Here is a 20715-nt window from a genome sequence, read left to right on the forward strand (position 1 = left end):
ATATCCACCAAACATAACCTGGAATATATTATAAAATGGAGTGCTAATATGGTATTCAACAACGATATATGACAAAAAGAACAAGTAAAACAAAATACTGCTTCATCAGAAGCCGAATGTTCGTCTGCCTGTTATTGCTATCTGCATTTTTGCCGGTAGCCCATACGCATGCTTCGGAGACTGCAGACTCCGTATATTTTCATGCGGAGCTTGATACGGTTGGCGGTCTCCGTGTCGGGCGGGTACTGCGGCTGACGTATGCACTGGTTAATTCCCGATTCGACACGGCTTCCTACCCAGTGTTCAATGACAGCATTAAAGTGTTGAACGGTCCGAAGCCGCATAAGAGAGAGAGCTGTTCCATTATAAACGGTGTGAAAAGCAATAGCTATGAAACAGGTTTCTATTATCTTGTACAGTTCAAAAACAGTGGGGAAGCCAGAATCCCTGTCGCATCCGTGACGGCCGATGGCAAGACATATACCACGCCGGAATACCGGGTGTCCGTACATCCTACCGAAGTGGACATGAGCAAGTTGGAATGTCATCTGGAGGTGGAGCAACTGAAGAGCGATTACGTCAAGTACCGTGCAATACTGACTTGCAACGCCCGTCCCGACCAGAATCCCCCCTTGTTGACCATTAACGGGAAAACGGTACCGCCAAACAGCAACTCATATTCGAGTTCCAAGAACAAGGAGGAATACACTTACACTTATTACTTTACCAGCGAGGGTTATGATGTGTCCTGCGAGGAACTGACCTTTGGCGGGGTTCCTTATTCCATCAAACCCAGGGAGAGCAAGCTGGACGAAGCGGATTATATTGTTGCAATCCTGATTATAGGTGCATTGTTCGAACTGATATGGTGGCTTGCCTACCGGATTCGCTACCGTGAGGAAAAGAATGCTCCCCTTGCCGCCTTTGTATTGGAAAAGAAGACGCTTCCCCTGATTATCAGCTGGGCGTACACCCACTACGGCGCATCGCATATGTTGATGCTTTATGCCGCAATGTTTATTTCCATAAGCGGAGTGATGCATTATTCGAGCAATATTGATATAGAGGGTCTTTTATGGCTCGGTATCATTCCCGGACTGCTTGCCTTTATACTTTACCGGCACCAACGGCGCAAGCTGGATTTCCAGAGCATACCGACCTCATTGGACAAACAGGCGATTTATGACCAGATATACAAGTTGTCGGTAACTTATGACTGGGACGTGGACCATTACGGCGAGGACTGCATCGTGGCTCATACCAATCCTTCCCTTTGGGGTATGACATGGGGAGAACAGATTTTTGTCGTGTTCGACAAAGGTCAGGTATGGGTCAATAGCGTAAACGACCTGAACAAGCGTACCTCGATATGTTCTTTCGGACATAACAAACGGAATATTCGAAGAATAAGGGAGGCACTTGCCGGTGCTGCCGGGCAAGAAGGGCATCTTTTTGCCGGGGGTGAATGCACATCCGGGCAATCTGCTAATTGGGGTAAGGTCAGGTATAATCAGGAAAAAACCATATCAACTGTCCATACTGTTGATGCAGATGATACAGAGAGAAAGAATAACCCTGCAGGCTCTGAGGAATATAACTTTCCTGTCGATAAGGAGACAAATGGAAAGGATAACAAAGATCTGTCATTCTGGTCACTAATAACTCCAAGAAAAGGAAATATCGCAACCCCCTTACTTATTTATATAAATGTGGCATTGTTTATAGTGATGTCTATATGTGGGGTAAGCCTTATAGAACCGACAGGCATTTCTTTGATGAAATGGGGTGCAGATTTTGGCCCGCTCACACTTACCGGTGATTGGTGGAGAACCGTGACCTGCAATTTTATCCATATCGGGATAATCCATTTGCTGATGAATATGTATGCTCTATTATACATCGGGATATTCTTGGAACAGATTATCGGAAGCAGAAAGTTGATGACCGCCTATCTCCTGACCGGATTATTCTCGGCATTGGCAAGCCTTACTGCTCATCCCGAAACGATAAGCGCAGGGGCTTCCGGTTCTATTTTCGGACTTTACGGCATCTTCCTTTCTTACCTGATCTTCAATCACAAGATAGAAAAACACCAGCGAAAATCTCTTTTGTTTAGCATAGGTTTCTTTGTAATCTACAATCTTTTGCTTGGAACTAAGGAAGAAGGAATAGATAATGCGGCACATATAGGAGGCCTTGTCTCAGGAGTCATATTGGGTATAACTTATCTTTTGGCAGACAAGTATAGCTCTAAAAGGGCCTCACGATATATCGCATATATTGCTGAAATGACATTTCTGATAATGTTCGCATTCCTTTTTACGGGACAGACAAAATCCGTACCTTCGGATTTTAGGGAAATAAGGAACATGTGGGAATACGGTACATTAGAGAAATACGCACAGGAAAGTGAATCTGAAGGCAGAATACAGGAAAGTGGAACAGATCATACTAATTATATACCCAACCAAGGGGATAATCCTGCAACATTTAGCGGCAGCGATGAAAGCATAGGAGACGGCAGGAGAGAGTATGTGAATAAAGCATGCGGACTGAGGTGTACATATCCCACAGGATGGAATGCTGTAGTAAAATCAGATGACAACTGTGTTTTACAGCTTATGGGCAATGCCGGTAATACCATTGTCTTCAACTACAAAAAGTTCTCTTCGACCGAGGAAATCGACAATGCACGCAATCTGTTGTTGAAATCTATGAGCGGGACCGCTCCCGAAAGTGTAAATATCAACGGAATACCGTTTGAACGGATTTCGGGCAGAAGGGAATATCCATTGGAAAGAGGTGGCAGCATGAACTTTAATCAGAGTATAATTTTTTATCTGAATAAAAAGGCGTTGGACGGTTTCATTATCGTTTCAATGACAGCGACCGAGACCCATGAATCCGAAGCCCATGATATAATCGGTTCTGTCAGAATATTACCATCCAACTCACAATGAAAATAAAAGAATACGCTACCGATGAGCTTTTGATGATGGCCAACAATGTAACCGGAGAATATACGGACAAGGAAGTGAGACAGGCCAAGCTGGAACTGTACAGACGCGGTGTAAACTACAAGTTGATAGCCGACATCATGGAAGAAAAGGAGGAAACCTTCATGAGAAGACTGGATGCCGCAGCCCGTGCTGAGCAGGAACGCCTTGACAAGGAGAGAGAGAAGAACAGGAACGTGAGTTACCGGTGGTGGGAACTGATACCGATGTTCCTGTTCGCCCCATTTTATATGTTCGGAGAAATGAGGTATTTTGTAGGCTCTATTATTTTACTGCCTGTCCACCTGCTAAGCCGGACTCCCGTTGACTTCAGTTATATGTTCAGGGAACTGCGAAGGCTGAAGGAGGAAAAGTGTGACCTGAAATTCAAACAGCGGCTTACTGTCTTGATTGCCGGAGATCTGTTTTATCTATCGGTATGCTGGTATAACTTTTTGAGATTCTGTTTCTAACGGGAATGAAGTACGATATATTTTTGGAAACATACATAATTGCATCTATGAAGGCAACATTCAAAAAATTATCCTGTGCCTGTCGGCTATCCTGTTCCTGCCGGCATTGCACGCCCCAACAAGGGCATATATTTCCAAGGAAACAGGCTCTGTTTGCCAGTACCCTGCGGACTGGAAGCATTGCACGGCAAATGAATATCCGGAAATGCGGGATAAAGGCCTGCTGGTTTCTGTGAAATCATTAACATACAAGTTGATTTTATATAGCAATGAAAAAAACAACGAATTTACCCAAGTTTAATAGCCAGGACGGGCGCTGTTACTGGATGAAGCCCGAGGTACAGGAGGAATTGCAGCCGCTCTTTGACCAGTGCATCCAGGATGCTATTGACGGGAGAATCATGCGGCTTGATTCTCTCTGGCCGCCGGTAGTGGTCAGCAGTCAAGGTGCGCCCTTTGAGGTGTGGCAACTGCTTAGGGCGTGGACCGAAATACAGCGGGCCGAGACCCTGGATGCGGAACAGGCCATCGCCTTCAGCGAAAACCTGCGCCGCCAGAGCCGGTGGGGTGAAATTGACCACCATCTACTTGATATGCTCAAACGGGAGCTGCAGGAAAAGTATTTTGTTGCAACAGACAATGAAGATGATCGCTTCTGGAATCGGGAGTATTCCCTGAAACCAGGTATCCATGCAGAGCAAGTTCCGGAGCCGCTGCTGCGCTTTGCCTGCTATGTGGCGGTAAACTATAAGGTATATGGCATGAGCTTCCAGTATTTGGACACCAATTACCTGTTGGGATTGGTCGGGAAAGTCCGACCGGATATAGTGGAAAAGCTGAAGGAAAACGGAACCGGCAGGTTGCCGTTCAACCTGCAAAAGAGAAAAACAGTGCACTTCACCGCATCGGCCAACGATGCCTTTGCCGTCATCCGTATTACTGCCAGGGATAATACGGAGGAATGCTGTCATGAAGTGCTGAACTACCTGTGTGAGCTTCTGGAGCAGGATGATTTTCCCCGCAGCTATGCTGTGGAGTTCAAAGGACCGGAAAAGAAGTATCTGCCCATTACAGGACTGCCCCAAAAGGGAGTAAACCAACTTTTTGCCTGTGCCGTGCAATACCCCAGCCTCCACCACTTGATGGAACGGTACGCCCGGCTTGCCATGCGGCAATATGAACAATACACCAATCTCAGCGATGAGCTGTGTGCCCTTCCCGGCAGTTTTGCCGTGTTTGCCTTGGGAATGCTGGGGCAAGAGTGGCGGCAGTTGGTGTGGGATTATCTTGACCTCTGCGATGATGAGCACTCCCGCTTACAGGAAAAATTCCTCCGGGAGTATGTGAAACAGTTCGGCTTTACCGCCGATACAGTCCCCGTTTTTGTCCGGGGGGTGCTGTCCATGCAGGACATGAAATATTCCAAGGACTATGCCGCATGGATGGCAAACGCCGAAAGCCTGGGTGCTCTGCTGGAGACAAAATCCCGTCTGTCTGAAATCGTCCCAAGCGGTTTTTCCTCCGACGAGGATGATGACGAGGATGATACCCCCAGTCAGGAAACAGAAGCCAGCCCGGAAGAAGTGCTGCAATACGCATGGGAAACAGTTTGCTATGTAATATGGGGCAAAAACAGCGCCAAGGGTGGTCAGAAAGTGGTGGACGCAGCTCCGGAGGAACTGAAAGAGATGTATCGACAAGTTTTCATTAACATAAAAAAAGAGAGAATACAGAGAAAATGATAAAAGAAACCATAGAGAAACTGAAAGGCATTATCGCCCAAAGTGACACGGGGCACCTGCCGCTGTCCTGCCGTATCGAACTGATGAAACAGGTCGGCGATGTACTCACCGTGCAGAAAATCATGTGCGAATGCTGCAAGAAAGCCTGTTCTGTCACGGGGCGACAGATTATGGACAATGTACATCTGCTTTCCCACATAAACGAGCATCTTTACAGAAAGCCGGACTCGGTGGAAGACATCGAGAAGGAGTCGGGCGAACTGTGGCTTCATGTGCAGAACAATCCTGACGAGGCGACCACAACCGTGAGCTGGGCCATCGCCAGCCTCGGGTATTTTGTCTGCGGTGATGCGGCCTCCATGCTGAACCCGGAAGATTACGAAGGAGAGGATGATGACAGTTTTGACCCTGAGAGCATGGACATCGATTTCATAGTGTCGCTGGTCTGCTCCGGTGGAAGTCCCTTTTCCGATAACTGGAAAGGTGACGTGGAAAAACGTAGGGAGTATTGGAACTGGTACCTGGACATGACTCTCGCCATGTATGAAAACCCGCAGCAGGAGGTCATACCCTTCCATGCAGTCAACGACCGTAACACACTCCACATACCTGTGCCGCCCGGGTGCGACCCGGCATTGTCCGGAAAGATAGAGCGGCTGAACTCCGCCCTCGATTCATACATCCATGCTCCCACGGACAGGAAAGAAACGGAGCGGATGAAACCTTATGCGGAGGACAGCTCCCTTGTCCGTATCGTGGCCGATGTCATCCGGGGGTATTCCTGCATACCCTCCACACCGCAGGAAAAGGAGGATTACCGCATAACCGGAATCTACAACTATGATGTCATCCGGTTCTGGTACTGCGTAGCCCTGCTCGCCCAGTCCCCGGACGAATGTGCGGTTGCCTGCCTGTCGGGACTTGCCCGTACCCTCATGGAGCAGGGACCGGGAGAACTTGGCATATTGTACCGCATCCTGCTTCTGCTGCCGGAGCGGGAACACCTGCACGGGCTGACAGACGAGCTTGCTAACTACTACCGGAAAATCATCCCAGACCTTGAAGCGGCGAAATGGCTTGCAGAGGCAGGCATCCCGTACCCAGACACTTTCGAGTGGTCCGTATCGTTCCGTTTCACTTCCAACGGGGAAACGGTCCTCCTGTCGGGGAACGAAACGGAAAGGAAAGCGTGGTTCACGCTGAGTGTCGAACTGTTCGGCCCTCAGGCTTTATACGGCGACTACACGAGGTTCACGAGCTACCACATCCATGTACGCAACGGGGACAACTCCGTTCACGGGCATTGGAATGAAAAGGACGGCTATCTCCTGCGTGATAACGAATACCTGATAAAAGATGAACACTACACTCCCAGACAGCTTGTCATACTGATGCACAAACTTTCGGGGGTAGGTATCCGTTTTTCAAAGGTCCCTGCCGACGTGTATGCTTCCAGGGGAATATCCGGCAAAGCCGTGAAGGAATGGATAAGGGAGATGATGGAGGCATACGAGCATGACTGCATGGAGGAGGTACGGGATCAGGCCCTTGACATACGCAAGGACGAGGGGGATGTTGGCGACACACTCAACGAGATAAGGAAAAAATGGGGAGAAGAGATACCGGTATTGAAAGAGGACCGTTTCGATGAAATCGAGATGCAGTATTCCTGCTTCTCGCACGAGATGGGCATTACTGCCCTGGGACAGGAGCTTACCTCATACGGGTACGCACTATATGACCTGAACGGGGATGACATATATCTTCTGGCATTGGTTCCGCAGGCGAAAATGCAGGCCTTTGAGGAGAAATGTTGCAAGTACGGGCAGTATTGCAAACTGCTGAAACAACCCCGTTATGATTTCGGAATGAAGGCAAAAACCATAAAGCTGCGCAAGCAGATGCCCCGTGAAAGGATGGCATGGCCTGATGACGGGAACAGATATATCACAAGAGGTTTTGCGGGTTATTTCGCTTATGGGGAATGGCGACAGGCGGATGTTGAGAAATGGCAGGGTACATTCGTTGCGGATCTACGTGTCACACCGCTTCAGCCGGTGAAGATGAAGACGAAAAAAATCCACCATTTCATATACTCGGAAGAACTGGATTTCTATGCGGCATTGTACCCGATCTCTTTGGGAGAAATGGTCATAGGAGGCAAGAATCCGTTGGAGGCGGAAAAATGGCCGCGCATGTGCAATATGGCCGTTGACGAAAAGTATGAGTTCCGGTGGTGCGGGCGTTATCTGTGTCTGGGCGATGTCCATAGCGCCATCATACACACCATGACACCACGGGGTGTGAAACATGTAAGCCGGCTCATACTGCCTGATAACCTGATGTATGCCCCCAGTTTCGGTACAGACGGCAAAGGAACGCTGTATATCATTCCGGGAGAGTTTTGCAATTCTCCGGTTATCCGTTATGACGGCAACGGGAAATATTACGGAATGCCGTTCAAAATGTCCGGACATGACAGATTCGATGAAGGCTGTATTCCTGTGCCGGACACATCCCGCCTCCTTCTGTTGGGAAGCTACACGGCAAGAAGCTGCAGCGGGATATGGATAGAACCGGGTCTGCTCGACCTGGACATGGCGACACAGAATTGCCGCATCGCCCCGCTCCGCATAGGGGACGGCTCTTTCCGTTTGCGTGTGTTCTACAAGGAGTGGGTGCTGGTGGAGAGCCAATCGAACGGCAACCGAACCGACTATGCCCGTCTCTGGAACCGGAAGACGGACGAAGTGCTACGCCTCCGTCCCGGCGTATTGGGCAACGAATCCTTCAAATCCATCCATGCGATGCCTGACGGAACTGTCATCGTGAATACCCTTAATAAAGGAGATGCATTGTACCGGGCGGAAGATTTCTGGAATTTCCTGCGCACGTCAAGCCGAGCGAAGAAACTGGGATACTGGCTCAACTATCCGAAGCCTTACCCGGACAGGGAATACGAGCTGCCTCCCTTGTCGGAAGACGTGACCCTGATGTTTGCACCTCCGTTCGTTGAATCTCAGCCAACCATTTCTCCTGTTGCAAAGCCGCAACCGACAAGAAGCGTCAAAACAGGACCTGCAGAAGCCTCCGAGACACAAGCCACAGACGGAGTAGAAATTGCAGAGGGACGGTTGAAAATAAACGGCCGGCAGATATCCATGCCTTTATCCTACACGGTTATGGTGCAGATTTTTGGCAAGGAGAGAATTGTGATCACCCATAAGACTATGCAGGATGACAGAGGCAGGACCATACAATACGACAGACGGAGTTTCCTCGTGTGGGACGATGCCGGAGTGACTGCTGTCCGGAACGAAGAGAATGCCTATAATATTTCGGCCATTTATTTACAGGTAAAAGAAAACAAGGAGCCGGTATCAGCCATTCCCGCACCAACCGGAATATACGGCAGTGAAATCATAGTGGATGGCATCAAGTGGGACAGGACATCCGACATGACTGTATGCAGCGGAGAATTGGAAATAGCGTCATCTGCATCCGGCGGCTATATGGAAATCACATTCGCAGGCAGCCGTGACAGGAGAGACACATGGCAGCACTACCGTGACATCATGGCTGAAAATATGCAGGCCGCACTCGTGGAAAGAGACCGTGTAAGGCTGATGGCAAGAAACCATCCTGCGGGCAAGCCCTCGGACGACCAACCGGATAGCGCCACTTCACTGGCTCAATCCTGCGAATCATTCCTTACCTATTCAGTCAATGCCCTCCATGCCGGTTATTCTATGGGCAGAAGCGTGCGTTATCTGAAAACCAACCTGCTCCCGCTTCTGACAGAGGCAGCGGAAAAGTGCAGCGAATACGGTTCCGTCAGGTTTTCAGATCTGCTGTCCGTATATTCCGGATGCGTGCTTCTCGGCTATGAAAAGGTAAATATGAAGCGGTTTTGCGAAAAGCTGGTTAAAAACGGTATCCGTGATTTCGTGTTCGATACCCTCACACGGTGTCTCGTCCCCGAATGGGACCTCACGGAAGACACGGTGTTTCCGAAAATAAAGGAGTGGATTGTTTCCCGGCATGGAAACACAATCGCGCCGGAAGCAGTGACTGCATTAAAAGAATTATCCAGCATATCCGGAAATGTCCTGATTTTAGATGCGATAATGAAAAGCATCCAAAATTAATAATCCGTAAAGGAGAATGCCGGAAATCAGGCAAAAACGGCTCTGAACCTGTAACATGAATAAGCCCCGAAGGTCTTTGCCTGACCTCCGGGGTTATCCTTTTCCCCTATGTCTTTATTTGTACCATCTGAGCGACATTGCCGTCTGTTCGCAGAAACGGGCATATTCCTCCTTGTCCGTCCCGCTTTCGATGCGGCGGTCAATTAGCTCTCCCAGTTCATCGAAACAGACTTCATCACTGATGCACTCCACCCCCGTACCGTCCCGAAGATACACCTCGTAATAGTCCGAGCCGTTCAGACATATAAGCACATCGCCCTGAAATAGTCTTCCGTTCACATGGAATTTCAGACCCGGCAAATCCTTGAATATGGCAGGCGTGAATTGTCCGATACCCCAAGACATGAGGATTTCCATGCGGGTCGTTGCTATCAGTTGTTCTCTAACGGTCTGTGCGACCTGTACCACATATTTTTTGTCCATCATCTTGATTTTTGATTGATTTATACTCTTTTCATTCGAACCAATCCGGGTTGCTTTCCTTCAAGACTTCAATCAGTTCCTTGTCCGGCAGAAGAAGATTCTGCGGTTCTGTAAAGTAGAATACCTCGTCGTATAGGTCTTCCGCTTCCTTACTGGCAAAACCTTCGTTCACATCCTCGAAACTGCCCGGCTGCAAGGCGTCAAGCAGTTCGGTTGAACCAATCAACAATTCTTCTCCGTCAATTGAATCGACGATACGGCAGATGTATGTCTTGCCGTCAAATTCCAATTCTTTTGTTCTCATATTCGATTTATTTTAATGGTATATACTTTCCGTGTTCATTGAGATATTCCATGATGCACTTCGCCTCTTCATGCGATGCCCTGTTGCGGTCATCGTAACGGCGGCTGTCGTCTGCCATGACCTTGATGCACTCCCGGATAAGCCGGTAAAGGCTCTGCTGATTTGTCGGGTGCATGCCCGGGATAGCCGCAGCGAATTTTCTGGGGTCGAAACTGTAGCTGTTCACCGCCATCTCCCACTCCTTTGCGAGTCTATACTCTTTCGATTCCTGAATATTTCTGTCCATAGTTTTGATTTTTAATAATTCTCATTACATATCCCATCAAGTTCCTTGACTATGCTTGATACACTTTCTCCTGTCAATCCTTCAATGTCATGCAGCAAATCCAACAGAAAGCGATATGCCTTGTCTCCAGCTTCTGTAAATTCTCCTGTACTGTCGAATGCGTCACCGACACATCCAAGCTCTTGTAACAATTCTTCCAATGTTTTCATCTTTTTGAATTTAAGTTTTTTCTTTTCCCTCTGTTCGGCATCCTGCAACCGGAGCCGCTTCGGGTTTTACGGTGCAGGGAGAGGCCGCCGGATAAGCCATTCCCGATGTTTTTTCCTGCCAATTACTCTTGCCCCGGCAAGGAAGAATTTGCAGGAAATGCACTTCAAAACGGAGGGGACAGGCGCGGCAGCCTACATTCGCACCGTAGAAAACCTGCGGCGGTGACGGCATGGAGGCGGAAACATGGGAAGCCCCCAAACGGTATAAAGGGAATGAGCCTTGTGAGGCAAGGCTTTGGAAAAGGTCGGCAGGCGGTTAGAAAGGGATAGCAGCGGCATGGTGCCGCCGTCGCACCTTGTGGCTTTCACTAAAAAAGGCATGACCGACGCACCACATAACACAACAGTATGCAGGACGGATTTCTCCGCCCTGCTTCTGAACTGAATTATGGAAAGGTCAAGCCGCTACATCTTCGGCTTGTGGCGTTTCATCGGGTTGCGGTTCTTCCTGCTGCTCCGCTTCCTGCCTGGCCTTGTCCTGCACCATGAGGACTGCTTTCTTTTCCTCGATGCGCTGGTGGCGTTTCTCATAGACTTCATCATAACCCTTTCGGATTTCGGCAAGCGTTTCGGGCATGTGCTTCTCCGCAAATCGGAGCAAGAGGGTGGCTGCGGCATCGCTGGCCGGTGCGTCTTGGAACTCGGAAATCAAGAAGTCCCTGCGGATAACGGCTTTCGCCTTGCCATTCAGGTTTTCAATGATGCGCAACTTGTCCTTGTCGGAAAGGTAGTACACATTCTCGTCCTCAATGCCTACGGCTGCGTAATGCTCCCTGCGGAGATATGAAAGGAGGAAGTAATAAATCATCTTGTCCTCGTCAGCTCCGAACTTGGTTTCGGCGGTGTCCACCTCTAATATCCGCTTCTTGGTGTCCGCAACCGTCTTTTCAAGGGCGATTTCCTTATTGCGCTTGTCCTGCTTTTCCAGTTTCTCAAGCGGAGTAAGTTCTTTCTCCTTTGTCGATAACGTGCCGTTTGCCGTATTCGTTGCGGAGTTCTCCACATAACCGAGAAAGAGGTCTTTGTTACCGATAAGAACATAGAGCGATATTTCCCCCTCTTCACTTCGTCGTAATATGTCCTCGCATTCAGCCTTGTAATCTTCCTGCTCCTGCTCGAAGTCCCTTTGGGCTTCTTCGTATTCTTCCGTGGTCTCGTAATCTGCCGCTTCGGGTGCTTCGGGCAGTTCGGGATAGTCCTCATGGCGGCATGATAATCTCTCCACCTCGTAGCCAAGTTCCTCAAGCCGCTTGACAGTCGTGTCGTTGCAGGTGTAAAAGATAGAATAAGCAAGCGAAGCGGTAGGATGGTCTGCCAACATCTGCATGGCCTTTTCCACAAGATAGGCTGCATTCATGTCCTCAAGGCATTTCCTGTTGGCACACTTTCCGCAACTGCCCTCACAGAACAACATCATGTTGTTGGTGTTGTGCGGGCAGGACTTGCAGAGGGTCTTGTCAAAGGAATAGCGGTCAAGGTCAGTCGTATAATCACTTTCTATGCGTTTCGCCACATCTACGGCTTTCATGCCACGCCAACTGCCGTATATGACTCCCTCTTTCAGATGCCTGTCGTACACCTCACTCTGTATGTCCTCACCATATCGGCAGATTTCACTTGCCACACTGATTGTGATTTCGTCCGTTTCCAAAAGGGCTGCGATTTCGGGAATCAAAGTCGTGAATTTGAGCCGTGTGCGAATATAGTCTTCCGACTTGCCGAACTGAACAGCCAATGAATGCACATCGTGCCGTCCGCTCTCTATCAGTTTCTGATAGGCGTTTGCTTCCTCTATGGGTGTAACGTCCTTGCGCTGCAGGTTCTCCGTGACCGCCATTTCCTCGGCTACCTCGTCCGACACTTCGTATATGACTGCCGGAACGGTTTCCAGTCCTGCCATGAGCGATGCACGGTATCTGCGTTCGCCAAAGACAACCTCGAAGCGGTTTTCATCAATGGGGCGTACACCTATGGGCTGCAAGACACCCTGTTGCCGTATGCTCTCGGCAAGTTCGGCAAGGCTCGCCTCGTCAAAGGTCTTGCGAGGGTTGTAGTTACTCGGCTGAATGTCTGCCAATGCTACCGATGCGATGTTCTTCTCTACTGACTTCATGTCTGTTGCTTCCATAATTCAAAAAATTTAATTTGTTAATAACTTGTTTTTTTATTTTCCCTCTTGTCGGTTCTTTTCTGCCGAACCGCCTTTGGGGTTTTATGGATGCAGGTTCCGGCCGTCGGAACAGCTTCATAAGGCGGCTTTTCTTGCCAAATTACTCTTTCACGGAAAGGAAGAATTTTGCAAGAAATGCACTTCAAGCCGACGGATCAAGCGCGACTGCCGACCTTTGCATCTGATAAAACCAATGGCCGGTGACAGCAGGAATGACCAGGAGAGGATAAAGGCCCGGCCGTATAGAAAAGGGAAACGGGTTTGCCGGAGATAGAAACGGTGTGGATGAACGCTATAAATGGGTATAAAAGAATGTGATATTTGACAAATACAAAAGGTAAATTTTCCACAAATCGTATAAAAGGATTGGCGGAACAGGTAGCATATCGGGCAACTCCGATATGCCACCTGAAGAAAATCACAGCGGCGACAGTTCCGCTGCGAATACTTCCGCCTCCGAATAGTCCGAGGCTATCAAAATGATACTGTCCTCTTCGATTTCCTCCGGGACATCCACCACCTGATACACACCGTCCGACAAACCGCCGTCCGGGTCATGCCAGAAAACCTTGCTTCCAGCCTTTATAAAATCGTAATTACTCATATCTCTATCATTTCGGGTCGTTCTTATTTCTGTCTGTGGTGTAAACTGAAACCGGCATACACCATACCGGCAGCGGGTCGATTTCCCTGACTGCCGGATACGGCATATACCATAGTCCAGTCCATACCGTCACCGGTGATGCCTTTGTCAGAACGGCAGGTCGTCCTTGTCGTCCTGCGGCATATCGGCAGGGGGTACGGGTGTGTTGTCCGTTGTGGCCGCCATGTTGTCCGGGCTGCCAGCCGAGCTGTCCTTCTTGCCTGTATTGATGAATGCGATGCTCTCCGCCGTAATGGAAAGCTGAATCTGGCTCTCCCCGTTTTTGTCCGTCCACAGGGAAGATGACAGTGTGCCTTCAACAAGCACCAGGCGTCCTTTGGTGAGGTATTCGGCCAGCCGGATGTGGTTCTCCTTGCTGCTTCTTACCTTTACCCATGTGGTGATGTTCTGTCCCTTTGCATAATCGTCAACGGCTATGTTCATAGCCATGAATGAGCCGTGGGCTCCTGCAATTACCTGGCAGTCTTTGCCAATGCGTCCGATAGTGTGTACATGTAACATAATAAAAAATGTTTTGTGGCAAGGTGGTTGGTCCTGCCGTTACCTTTCTTTTATTTTCCCTCTTCTCGGTTCCTTTCTGTCTGAACCGCTGTCGGGATTTTATGCTGCAACCAAAGGCTGTCGGCAAAGCCGCACACGTCGTTTTTTCTTGCCAATTACTCTTGGCAGCCCCGGCTGTCAAGGAAGAATTTGCAAGAAATGCACTTCAAAACGTAAGGGACAGGCGCGACGGCCTATATTTGCAGCGGTAAAACCAGACCGGTGACTGCCAGAAAGCATCCGGAGAAAGCATAAAGTCGCACCGATTATAACTGTACGGACGGCCCTGCCGGGGATAAAAGCAGAGGGAAAGGATGATATAACGGGAGAAACGGCTTGGGCGGGTAGAGAATAGTGGTCTGCCGGGCAAACAGAAAGGGGACTCTTTCCGCCTTGAGATCTGCCGGAATATATGGAGGCCGGCGCAAAGCGGGATGTGTCACCGTTTGCCCATGACACTGACGGCCCGGAAAGAAAAGATACGGATTAAAGGCGGAATGTGCCAGAGCAAGATCCGGCAGGAAGCCTTGCATAGCGGAATACCGTGTTGTTTCGACATCTGTCGAAGCTCCGGCATGGAGCGGCAAGAATCGGACTGGCGGTGCTCCGGCACAGCCTTCCGTACCTTGGATTGAAGAGCGGACAGCGGCACAGACCTCCTACCTTGCTTCATGGGCGGGAAAAGCCGGGTAGAAAAGGGATGAAATGCCGGGACGGTATGCCATAAAAAGGGAATTGCCGGCAATGAAGGCAGCCCAATATGACTGCCTTCCCCTGCCTGTCAGCCGACGAAGTTGAAATGCCTGTCGCAAAATTCTTTCTGACGCATGAAGCGCTCGCTCCGGTAGAAGTCCACTTCGGGATACATGCAATGGCCGGAAGCGGCGTATCTGCCAGTCGGTACACCTAACTCATAAAGCACGAGCCAGTCCAGCACCGCTTCTCCGTTGTTGTTCGTGTCGATGAACTGGCAGCCGGCATTACGCTCCACGCCCGGAAGATTGACGGTTATGACTGCCTCCGGCTCGAAACCGTTGCTGTCTTCTTTATATTCAAGCAATTCCAGACAGATTGGGCTGCCCAGTCCGTGCTGGTAGTAGGTAACAAACGGGAAGACCCATTTTTCATCCTTACGCAGAAGTTTTAACGTCAAACCGTCAACGACCACTTTTTTCTCACTGTTTTTTTCCATACTTCAAATTTTTAATTTCGTTTTTTTATTTTCCCTGCGTTCGGTCCTTAAAGACCTTCGCCGGATTTATTTTTCCGCACCACGAAAGTGATAACGGCAACCGGACAAATCTGGCGACAGAAATACGCTTCTCCCCGAGAAGGAAGATTTCCGTCGGCCACCGCAGGCTTGCAGGATTTGTAGGGAACAGCCGTAATCCGTTACTTTCGCGGAACAATAAGCCGGGAAGGAAGGACTGGCTGCGAAGACAAAGATAAGGAAAGATATAAAAGGATGGACAGGCAGGTATAAGGGGGAAGGGTAAAAAAGGGAAAGAGGATAAAAAGGGAGGATGCCGGCCTATAAAGGCAGGGCGGGCCGCACAGGGCATACCATACAGAAAAACCTGCCCGGCCATCACGACCGGACAGGGAGTAAAGGTTAAAATATGAATTACGGTCAGGCAGCTTTGTCGATGTCCTCCTGTGCCGGATGCGGTTTCTGTTCCGCTTCCTTGAGGGCTTCGTCTATCCGCCGCTGCAAGTCCCTGCATTCCTGCCGGAGCCTTGCCAGTTCGTCCGACTTGCTCCACTTGCGGCTGACGATTTCCTGCAAGGTGGGAAGCTCGCTTTGCAGTTTTTCGATTTTCTTGCTCTGATTGTCGATGATGCCCGGCAGTTTGTCTAATGTGGTTTTGGGATATTGCGCCGACTCGACAAACCCCAGCGGCAACGCACCCGACACGCCGCAACGGTATTTCAATCCGCTTCTGCCCTCGACATAGAACGTGTTGCGGTCGAATGTCCCGGAAAAGTCGTATTCGCTGCGTACCAGCAGGTTCATCCCCATATAGCTGCCAATGGTGGCGTATGCCTCGCTGCGGTATGTTCTCGCCATGCGGTGCAGTTCACGCCCGGTTTCTTCTGCCGTGGCTTGTGGCAGGTTCAACAGCAGGGTCGTCCGCTCTCCGGTGTAAGCCGTGATGTATTTCCTATCGGCATTGACCTGGGCGATGAACCGTTCCGCCTTTTCGATGTCCTGCCTGTTGGCGGAAATCTTGTGCTCGGCACGGATGCGCTCTTTCTTGAAAATCGCCTGTTCCTTTTCCAACTGCATAATCCTGTTGTCGAGTTTCGCCTTGTTCAACAGGTCGGTATTTCCGGAAAGGATGGCCACGAACTCTGCGAAGTTCATGCCGTTGTCCTCGTCCATGCTGTCCTCGTCAATGCGGCGCACGGCAATCGTGCCGTTGTTAATCTGATTGATGAACATCTGTTTGTTACGCAAGAGGTTGAACTTGTAGGCATCCAACGTCTTCTCCGTGCCGTAGATGACTATATCCACCACATTGCCGCCCCAGAGTTTGACGGTGTTTCCCTTGCGCACCGCCCTGCCGTTGCGCTGCTCCATGTCCGCAGGTCTCCAGGGAATCTCAAGATGATGCACCGCCACCGCCCGCTGCTGGGCGTTCACCCCTGTACCAAGCATGGTGGTCGAGCCGAACAGCACACGCACCCTGCCGCTGTTCATGTCGGCAAAGAGCTTCTTTCTCGCCCTCTCGGTCTGTGCGCACTGGATAAACTGTATCTCGTCCGCCGGAATGCCGAGCCGTACCAGCTTGTCCTTGATGTCGGAATAGATGTTCCACTCATTCGGCTTGTAGGTGGAAAGGTCGCTGAATATGAACTGCGTACCCCGGTTGGCATTGGAGCGCACATAATAGTCATAGACCGTCCTTGCGCAGATGGAAGCCTTGTTTTCCGTATCGTCATGGAACTTGTCTCCGAGCAATCTCATGTCGAGAGCCATCTTGCGTGCCACGTTGGTAGCGATGAGCATCTTCGCCTTGCCGATGTTGTCCGGTTCGGGAATATCGAGACCGAGGTCTTCCCACTCTCCGCTATGCGCAAAGGAAACCAATCGTCCAATCATTTCTTCCTGTTCGATGGTCGGCGCATGGGAAAGGAAACGCACGTTCTTCTCCGGCACATCGAGGTTAATCATGTCGGCGGTGCGGTAGTCGGTAATCTCACGCAGGAACATCGCCAGTTCCGGCACTTTGATATAGGTGCGGAAACGCTCTTTACGCTTTATCGTCCCGGTCACGTTCAGTTCATAGTCGGCTGTCTTCTTCGTGAATATCGCCGCCCACGCATCAAAGCAACTGATGGACTGCCGTCTCAACTCACGAGGGCGCAGGTACTTGAACATCACATACAGCTCGGTAAGCGCATTGACCACCACCGTGCCGGAAAGGAATGTCGCCCCCAAATCCCGGCCTGTGCGGTGCTGAATGTCACGGATGGCAAACAACATGTTCATTGCCCTTTGTGAACCTCGTGTGTTGCCGATGCCCGCTACCCTTGTGTGGCGTGTCTGGAACATCAGGTTCTTTATAACCTGGCATTCGTCCACAAAAATATGGTCTATGCCCATCGAATGAAAGTCCACCGTATCGTCTTTCCGGGCTTTGATTTTCTCCTGCAATTCGGCGAGTTTCGCTTTCAGATTCTCCTGCCGCTTCTCCAGTCCTTTCTGCATCTGCCTGCTGCGGTAGCGCATGGTGGAGTTCTCCAATACCTCAAGGCTGCGCTCCACATCGGCAAGTTCTTCGGAGAAAATCTCCATCATGGTTATTTCCGACTGCGGTATCTTTGCGAACTGGTCGTGTGTCAGGATGATGCAGTCCCAGTTATTGTTTTTGATTTTAGCAAACACCTCTTTCCGGTTGGCAGGCGTGAAGTCCTCCTTGCCCGGATAGAGTAGTTTGGCAGACGGATAAGCCTTGCGGAACGTGTCGGCTATCTCGTGCACGTTGGCTTTCAATCCGACAATAAGCGGCTTCCTAATTAGTCCGAGACGCTTCATTTCGTAAGCCGCCACGCACATTATCATCGTCTTGCCCGTGCCCACCTCGTGCCAGCAGATACCGCCGCCATTCTGCTTAATCATCCAGATAGCATCTTTCTGCGAGGGATAAAGCTCCTTGTAGGCGAAGTGCTCGAATGAAAGCCCCGGAAAGGTCTGCGCCGAACCGTCATAGTGCGGCCTTACAAAACAGTTGAAACGCTCGTTATAGACCCTTACCAGTTCGTCCCGGACTTCCAACGGCTGCCTGTCGAGCCATTCGTTGAACCGCTCCCTAATCTCCTGTATCTTGGTGGCGGCTTCCTGTATGGCTTCCTCGTCCGGCACACGCACCTTATCGCCGTTGCGTTCAATCTCTTTCGTTATCTCCGGCACGGTATCGTGCAAGGCATGGACGAACAGGTCTTCACCGTTGTAATTCCGCACGGAATAGGTGTTGTACGCCGCCGGAGAATAGCCTTTCAGCCTTACAAGGTAGGTGTCGTTCACATCGAAATACATCACCTCGGCTTCCACGCCGAACAGCTCCGCCGCAAAATCGGCGTATATCTTCGTGTCAATCCACCGCTCGCCCATGTTGATGTCAAGCTCCTCGTAAGGTATCGTTTCGGGTATGGCTTCCTCCAACGCCCTCACGGATGCCTCCGTCCATTCCTTTTCGGTGTTGCATAAAGAGGGAATATATGAAGCCATTTCCTTGTGCTTGGCTACGACATTCCCGGCAAGAAACTTTCCTTTATGCTCCCAACATCCGGCAACGGGATTGTAGAAAATCTCCCCTTTGAGAGCTTCCATGACCTCTTCCCAATCCGTGCCTGTGGACTGCATAATGTAGCCCATATCCACCCTGCCGTAGAAATTGAGGCTGCTTGCCAATGCCTCGAACGGTGCCAGTCTTACACCTGTGTCTATCTTTTTGAAAGTCACAGGCTCACGCATGATGTCTGACTTGAAGATGTTGTCGCCGACCTGCATTTCAATGGTATAGACCTCCATGCCCAGACTGTCCTGCATGATGAAATCCCTGTTGTCGTTCTCGTGGAAATATCCCCACTTGGTGACAAAGGCATCATACAGGGTGTTCAGCCTTTCACGCAAAGCCGCCTGTTCCTTTTCTTGCTCCCTCTCTTTCGTTGAAAGTTCGAAATACGCCTCACGGAGCGGCAAGTAGTCCGCCGTCCTCTCCACATTGACCTTGCCCTCGTCCAACGGCACGAAATCCACCGCCGTTTCCTCGTAGTGGCTTGACCTGCGGAACCGGAGCGTTCCTACCTGTCCCTCGAACAGCACTATCGCCCCCTCTTTCATCCATCCGGGCATATCCCCGGTGTATGCCCTCCTGCCTTTGTCCGGCACGGCGGCAACCGCCCCACCGAAAAGCGACATCTGTACAGGCGCATCGTCCTGTCCGATGAAAAGGCTCTTGTGGAAATATCTGTCAAAGTCATATTTAACCAAAGCGGAAAGGTATTGTGCCATTGCCGTATCAGAGCCGAGCCAGTGATGTTTGCGTACATATTTGCCGTATTGGTTCTTCACGATGCGGCTGTCTGTTGTCAGCACGGTTTTCGGCATGGAAAACAGTTTGTTGGCATATTCCGTCATCGCACCGTCCGCATTTACATTTTCCTTTGTAACTTGCAGGAAATATTTCTCCCGGAGCGAGAGGGATGCCTTGTGCGTGTGCTTCTGGAATATGAGCAGGTCGCTGCCCACCTCGATACCGCTCGTCTGCATGAAAAGCGTGTCGGGAAGCCTTACCGCACTGATAAGGTCGGCATGGCTGACAAGGTATTCTCTCACGAATTTGTTGCCCGGCGTGTCGGCTACGCCCCTTGAAGTGACGAAAGCCAGCAGTCCGCCCTCGTTAAGCAGTTCCATCGCCTTGACGAAAAAGTAGTTGTGTATGGTCTTGGTGGCCTGTTCGTAAATACCGCCTTTCTTCCAAAATTCCGTATCGAACACACGGAAATTGCCGAATGGAATGTTGGATGCAATGACATCGAATTTCCGATGCTCCAGCTCCTGCCTGTCTATTGCTTCAAACCCTCCTGTCACGGTGGTTGCTTCATCATGCAAAAGAGAAAGCACAAGCCCGGTAATTATGTCCTTTTCAATGGCGTAGCTGTGTGTGCCGTCCATAGCCACAGGCAGGAAACCTCCGATGCCTGCGCTCGGTTCGAGGAAGCTGCGCATCTGCAGTCCGTTCTCCCTGAATGTGGTGTGTATCTGACCTGCGACGGCTTCAATGAGGAAATCCGGCGTATAGAACGCAGTCAGCACGGAAGCCTTTATACTGTTCATCAGCAGGTCGTAATCCCCCTCGCTCCCTCCTGCAAGAGTTCTCAAAACCTCCTGCAAGCGGTTTGTCTGCTCCGCCAGTTCTTCGGGCATGGGGATTTGCGTTCCGATAGTCAGCACTTCCTTGACACCTCCAAAGCCCGAATACTGCGCCAATACCTGTTTCTCTTCCTGTGTGGCTTTCCTGCGTTGTTTGTGGACAGTCACCGCTGTTTCTATGGCGGCCACATTTGCCGCCAGTGATTTCAATCTGTTGTAACTCATAGCTTAACCTTTTATTTTTCTTCCCTCTGTTCGGCC

General features: G+C 50.2%; 12 protein-coding genes and 1 pseudogene. 4 read left to right on the top strand and 9 right to left on the bottom strand.

Features of this window, described 5'->3' with window-relative positions; translation table 11 throughout:
• Window positions 1–68 precede the first annotated feature (68 nt).
• The 4 genes from BQ7483_RS02300 to BQ7483_RS02315 all read left to right on the top strand — a co-directional run bounded on the left by BQ7483_RS02300 (window position 69) and on the right by BQ7483_RS02315 (window position 9359).
• Window positions 69–2960, top strand: coding sequence for a rhomboid family intramembrane serine protease (locus BQ7483_RS02300; protein ID WP_083535626.1), 2892 nt, complete (start codon window positions 69–71; stop codon window positions 2958–2960).
• Window positions 2957–3469, top strand: coding sequence for a transcription initiation factor IID (locus BQ7483_RS02305; RefSeq protein WP_072544698.1), 513 nt, complete (start codon window positions 2957–2959; stop codon window positions 3467–3469). The genes BQ7483_RS02300 and BQ7483_RS02305 overlap by 4 nt, the downstream gene beginning before the upstream one ends.
• Window positions 3470–3738: 269 nt before the next feature.
• Window positions 3739–5211: a DUF6138 family protein gene (locus BQ7483_RS02310; protein WP_072544699.1), complete on the top strand. Its 1473-nt coding sequence runs from the start codon at window positions 3739–3741 to the stop codon at window positions 5209–5211.
• Entirely contained in the window at window positions 5208–9359 is a 4152-nt protein-coding gene (locus BQ7483_RS02315; RefSeq protein WP_072544700.1) for an Imm5 family immunity protein, read from the top strand. Before BQ7483_RS02310 ends, BQ7483_RS02315 begins: the two co-directional genes overlap by 4 nt.
• 114 nt (window positions 9360–9473) lie before the next feature.
• Here BQ7483_RS02315 and BQ7483_RS02320 read toward each other — a convergent pair whose 3' ends face one another.
• The 9 genes and pseudogenes from BQ7483_RS02320 to BQ7483_RS02375 form a co-directional block, all read right to left on the bottom strand.
• Entirely contained in the window at window positions 9474–9842 is a 369-nt protein-coding gene (locus BQ7483_RS02320) for a hypothetical protein (protein ID WP_013616493.1), read from the bottom strand.
• Between the two features lie 31 nt (window positions 9843–9873).
• A complete protein-coding gene (locus BQ7483_RS02325) occupies window positions 9874–10146 on the bottom strand; it encodes a hypothetical protein (RefSeq protein WP_013616492.1) in 273 nt (90 codons plus the stop codon).
• A 7-nt stretch (window positions 10147–10153) separates the two neighbouring features.
• On the bottom strand, window positions 10154–10432 hold the full coding sequence (locus BQ7483_RS02330; RefSeq protein ID WP_072544701.1) for a hypothetical protein: 279 nt from the start codon (window positions 10430–10432) through the stop codon (window positions 10154–10156).
• Between the two features lie 11 nt (window positions 10433–10443).
• A complete protein-coding gene (locus tag BQ7483_RS02335; RefSeq protein ID WP_072544953.1) occupies window positions 10444–10641 on the bottom strand; it encodes a hypothetical protein in 198 nt (65 codons plus the stop codon).
• A 457-nt stretch (window positions 10642–11098) separates the two neighbouring features.
• Window positions 11099–12829, bottom strand: coding sequence for a ParB/RepB/Spo0J family partition protein (locus tag BQ7483_RS02340; RefSeq protein WP_072544702.1), 1731 nt, complete (start codon window positions 12827–12829; stop codon window positions 11099–11101).
• A 463-nt stretch (window positions 12830–13292) separates the two neighbouring features.
• Window positions 13293–13475, bottom strand: a pseudogene (locus tag BQ7483_RS02350) (hypothetical protein); the annotation flags it as partial.
• Between the two features lie 147 nt (window positions 13476–13622).
• Window positions 13623–14036 (bottom strand): single-stranded DNA-binding protein, encoded by a 414-nt coding sequence (locus tag BQ7483_RS02355; protein ID WP_072544704.1) that lies wholly within the window; start codon window positions 14034–14036, stop codon window positions 13623–13625.
• 820 nt (window positions 14037–14856) lie between these two features.
• A complete protein-coding gene (locus tag BQ7483_RS02365; protein ID WP_013616486.1) occupies window positions 14857–15267 on the bottom strand; it encodes a DUF4313 domain-containing protein in 411 nt (136 codons plus the stop codon).
• Window positions 15268–15705: 438 nt separating this feature from the next.
• A complete protein-coding gene (locus tag BQ7483_RS02375; RefSeq protein WP_072544705.1) occupies window positions 15706–20679 on the bottom strand; it encodes an N-6 DNA methylase in 4974 nt (1657 codons plus the stop codon).
• Window positions 20680–20715 lie beyond the last annotated feature (36 nt).

It is taken from the genome of Mediterranea massiliensis, assembly GCF_900128475.1.
Classification (GTDB): Bacteria; Bacteroidota; Bacteroidia; order Bacteroidales; family Bacteroidaceae; genus Bacteroides; species Bacteroides massiliensis_E.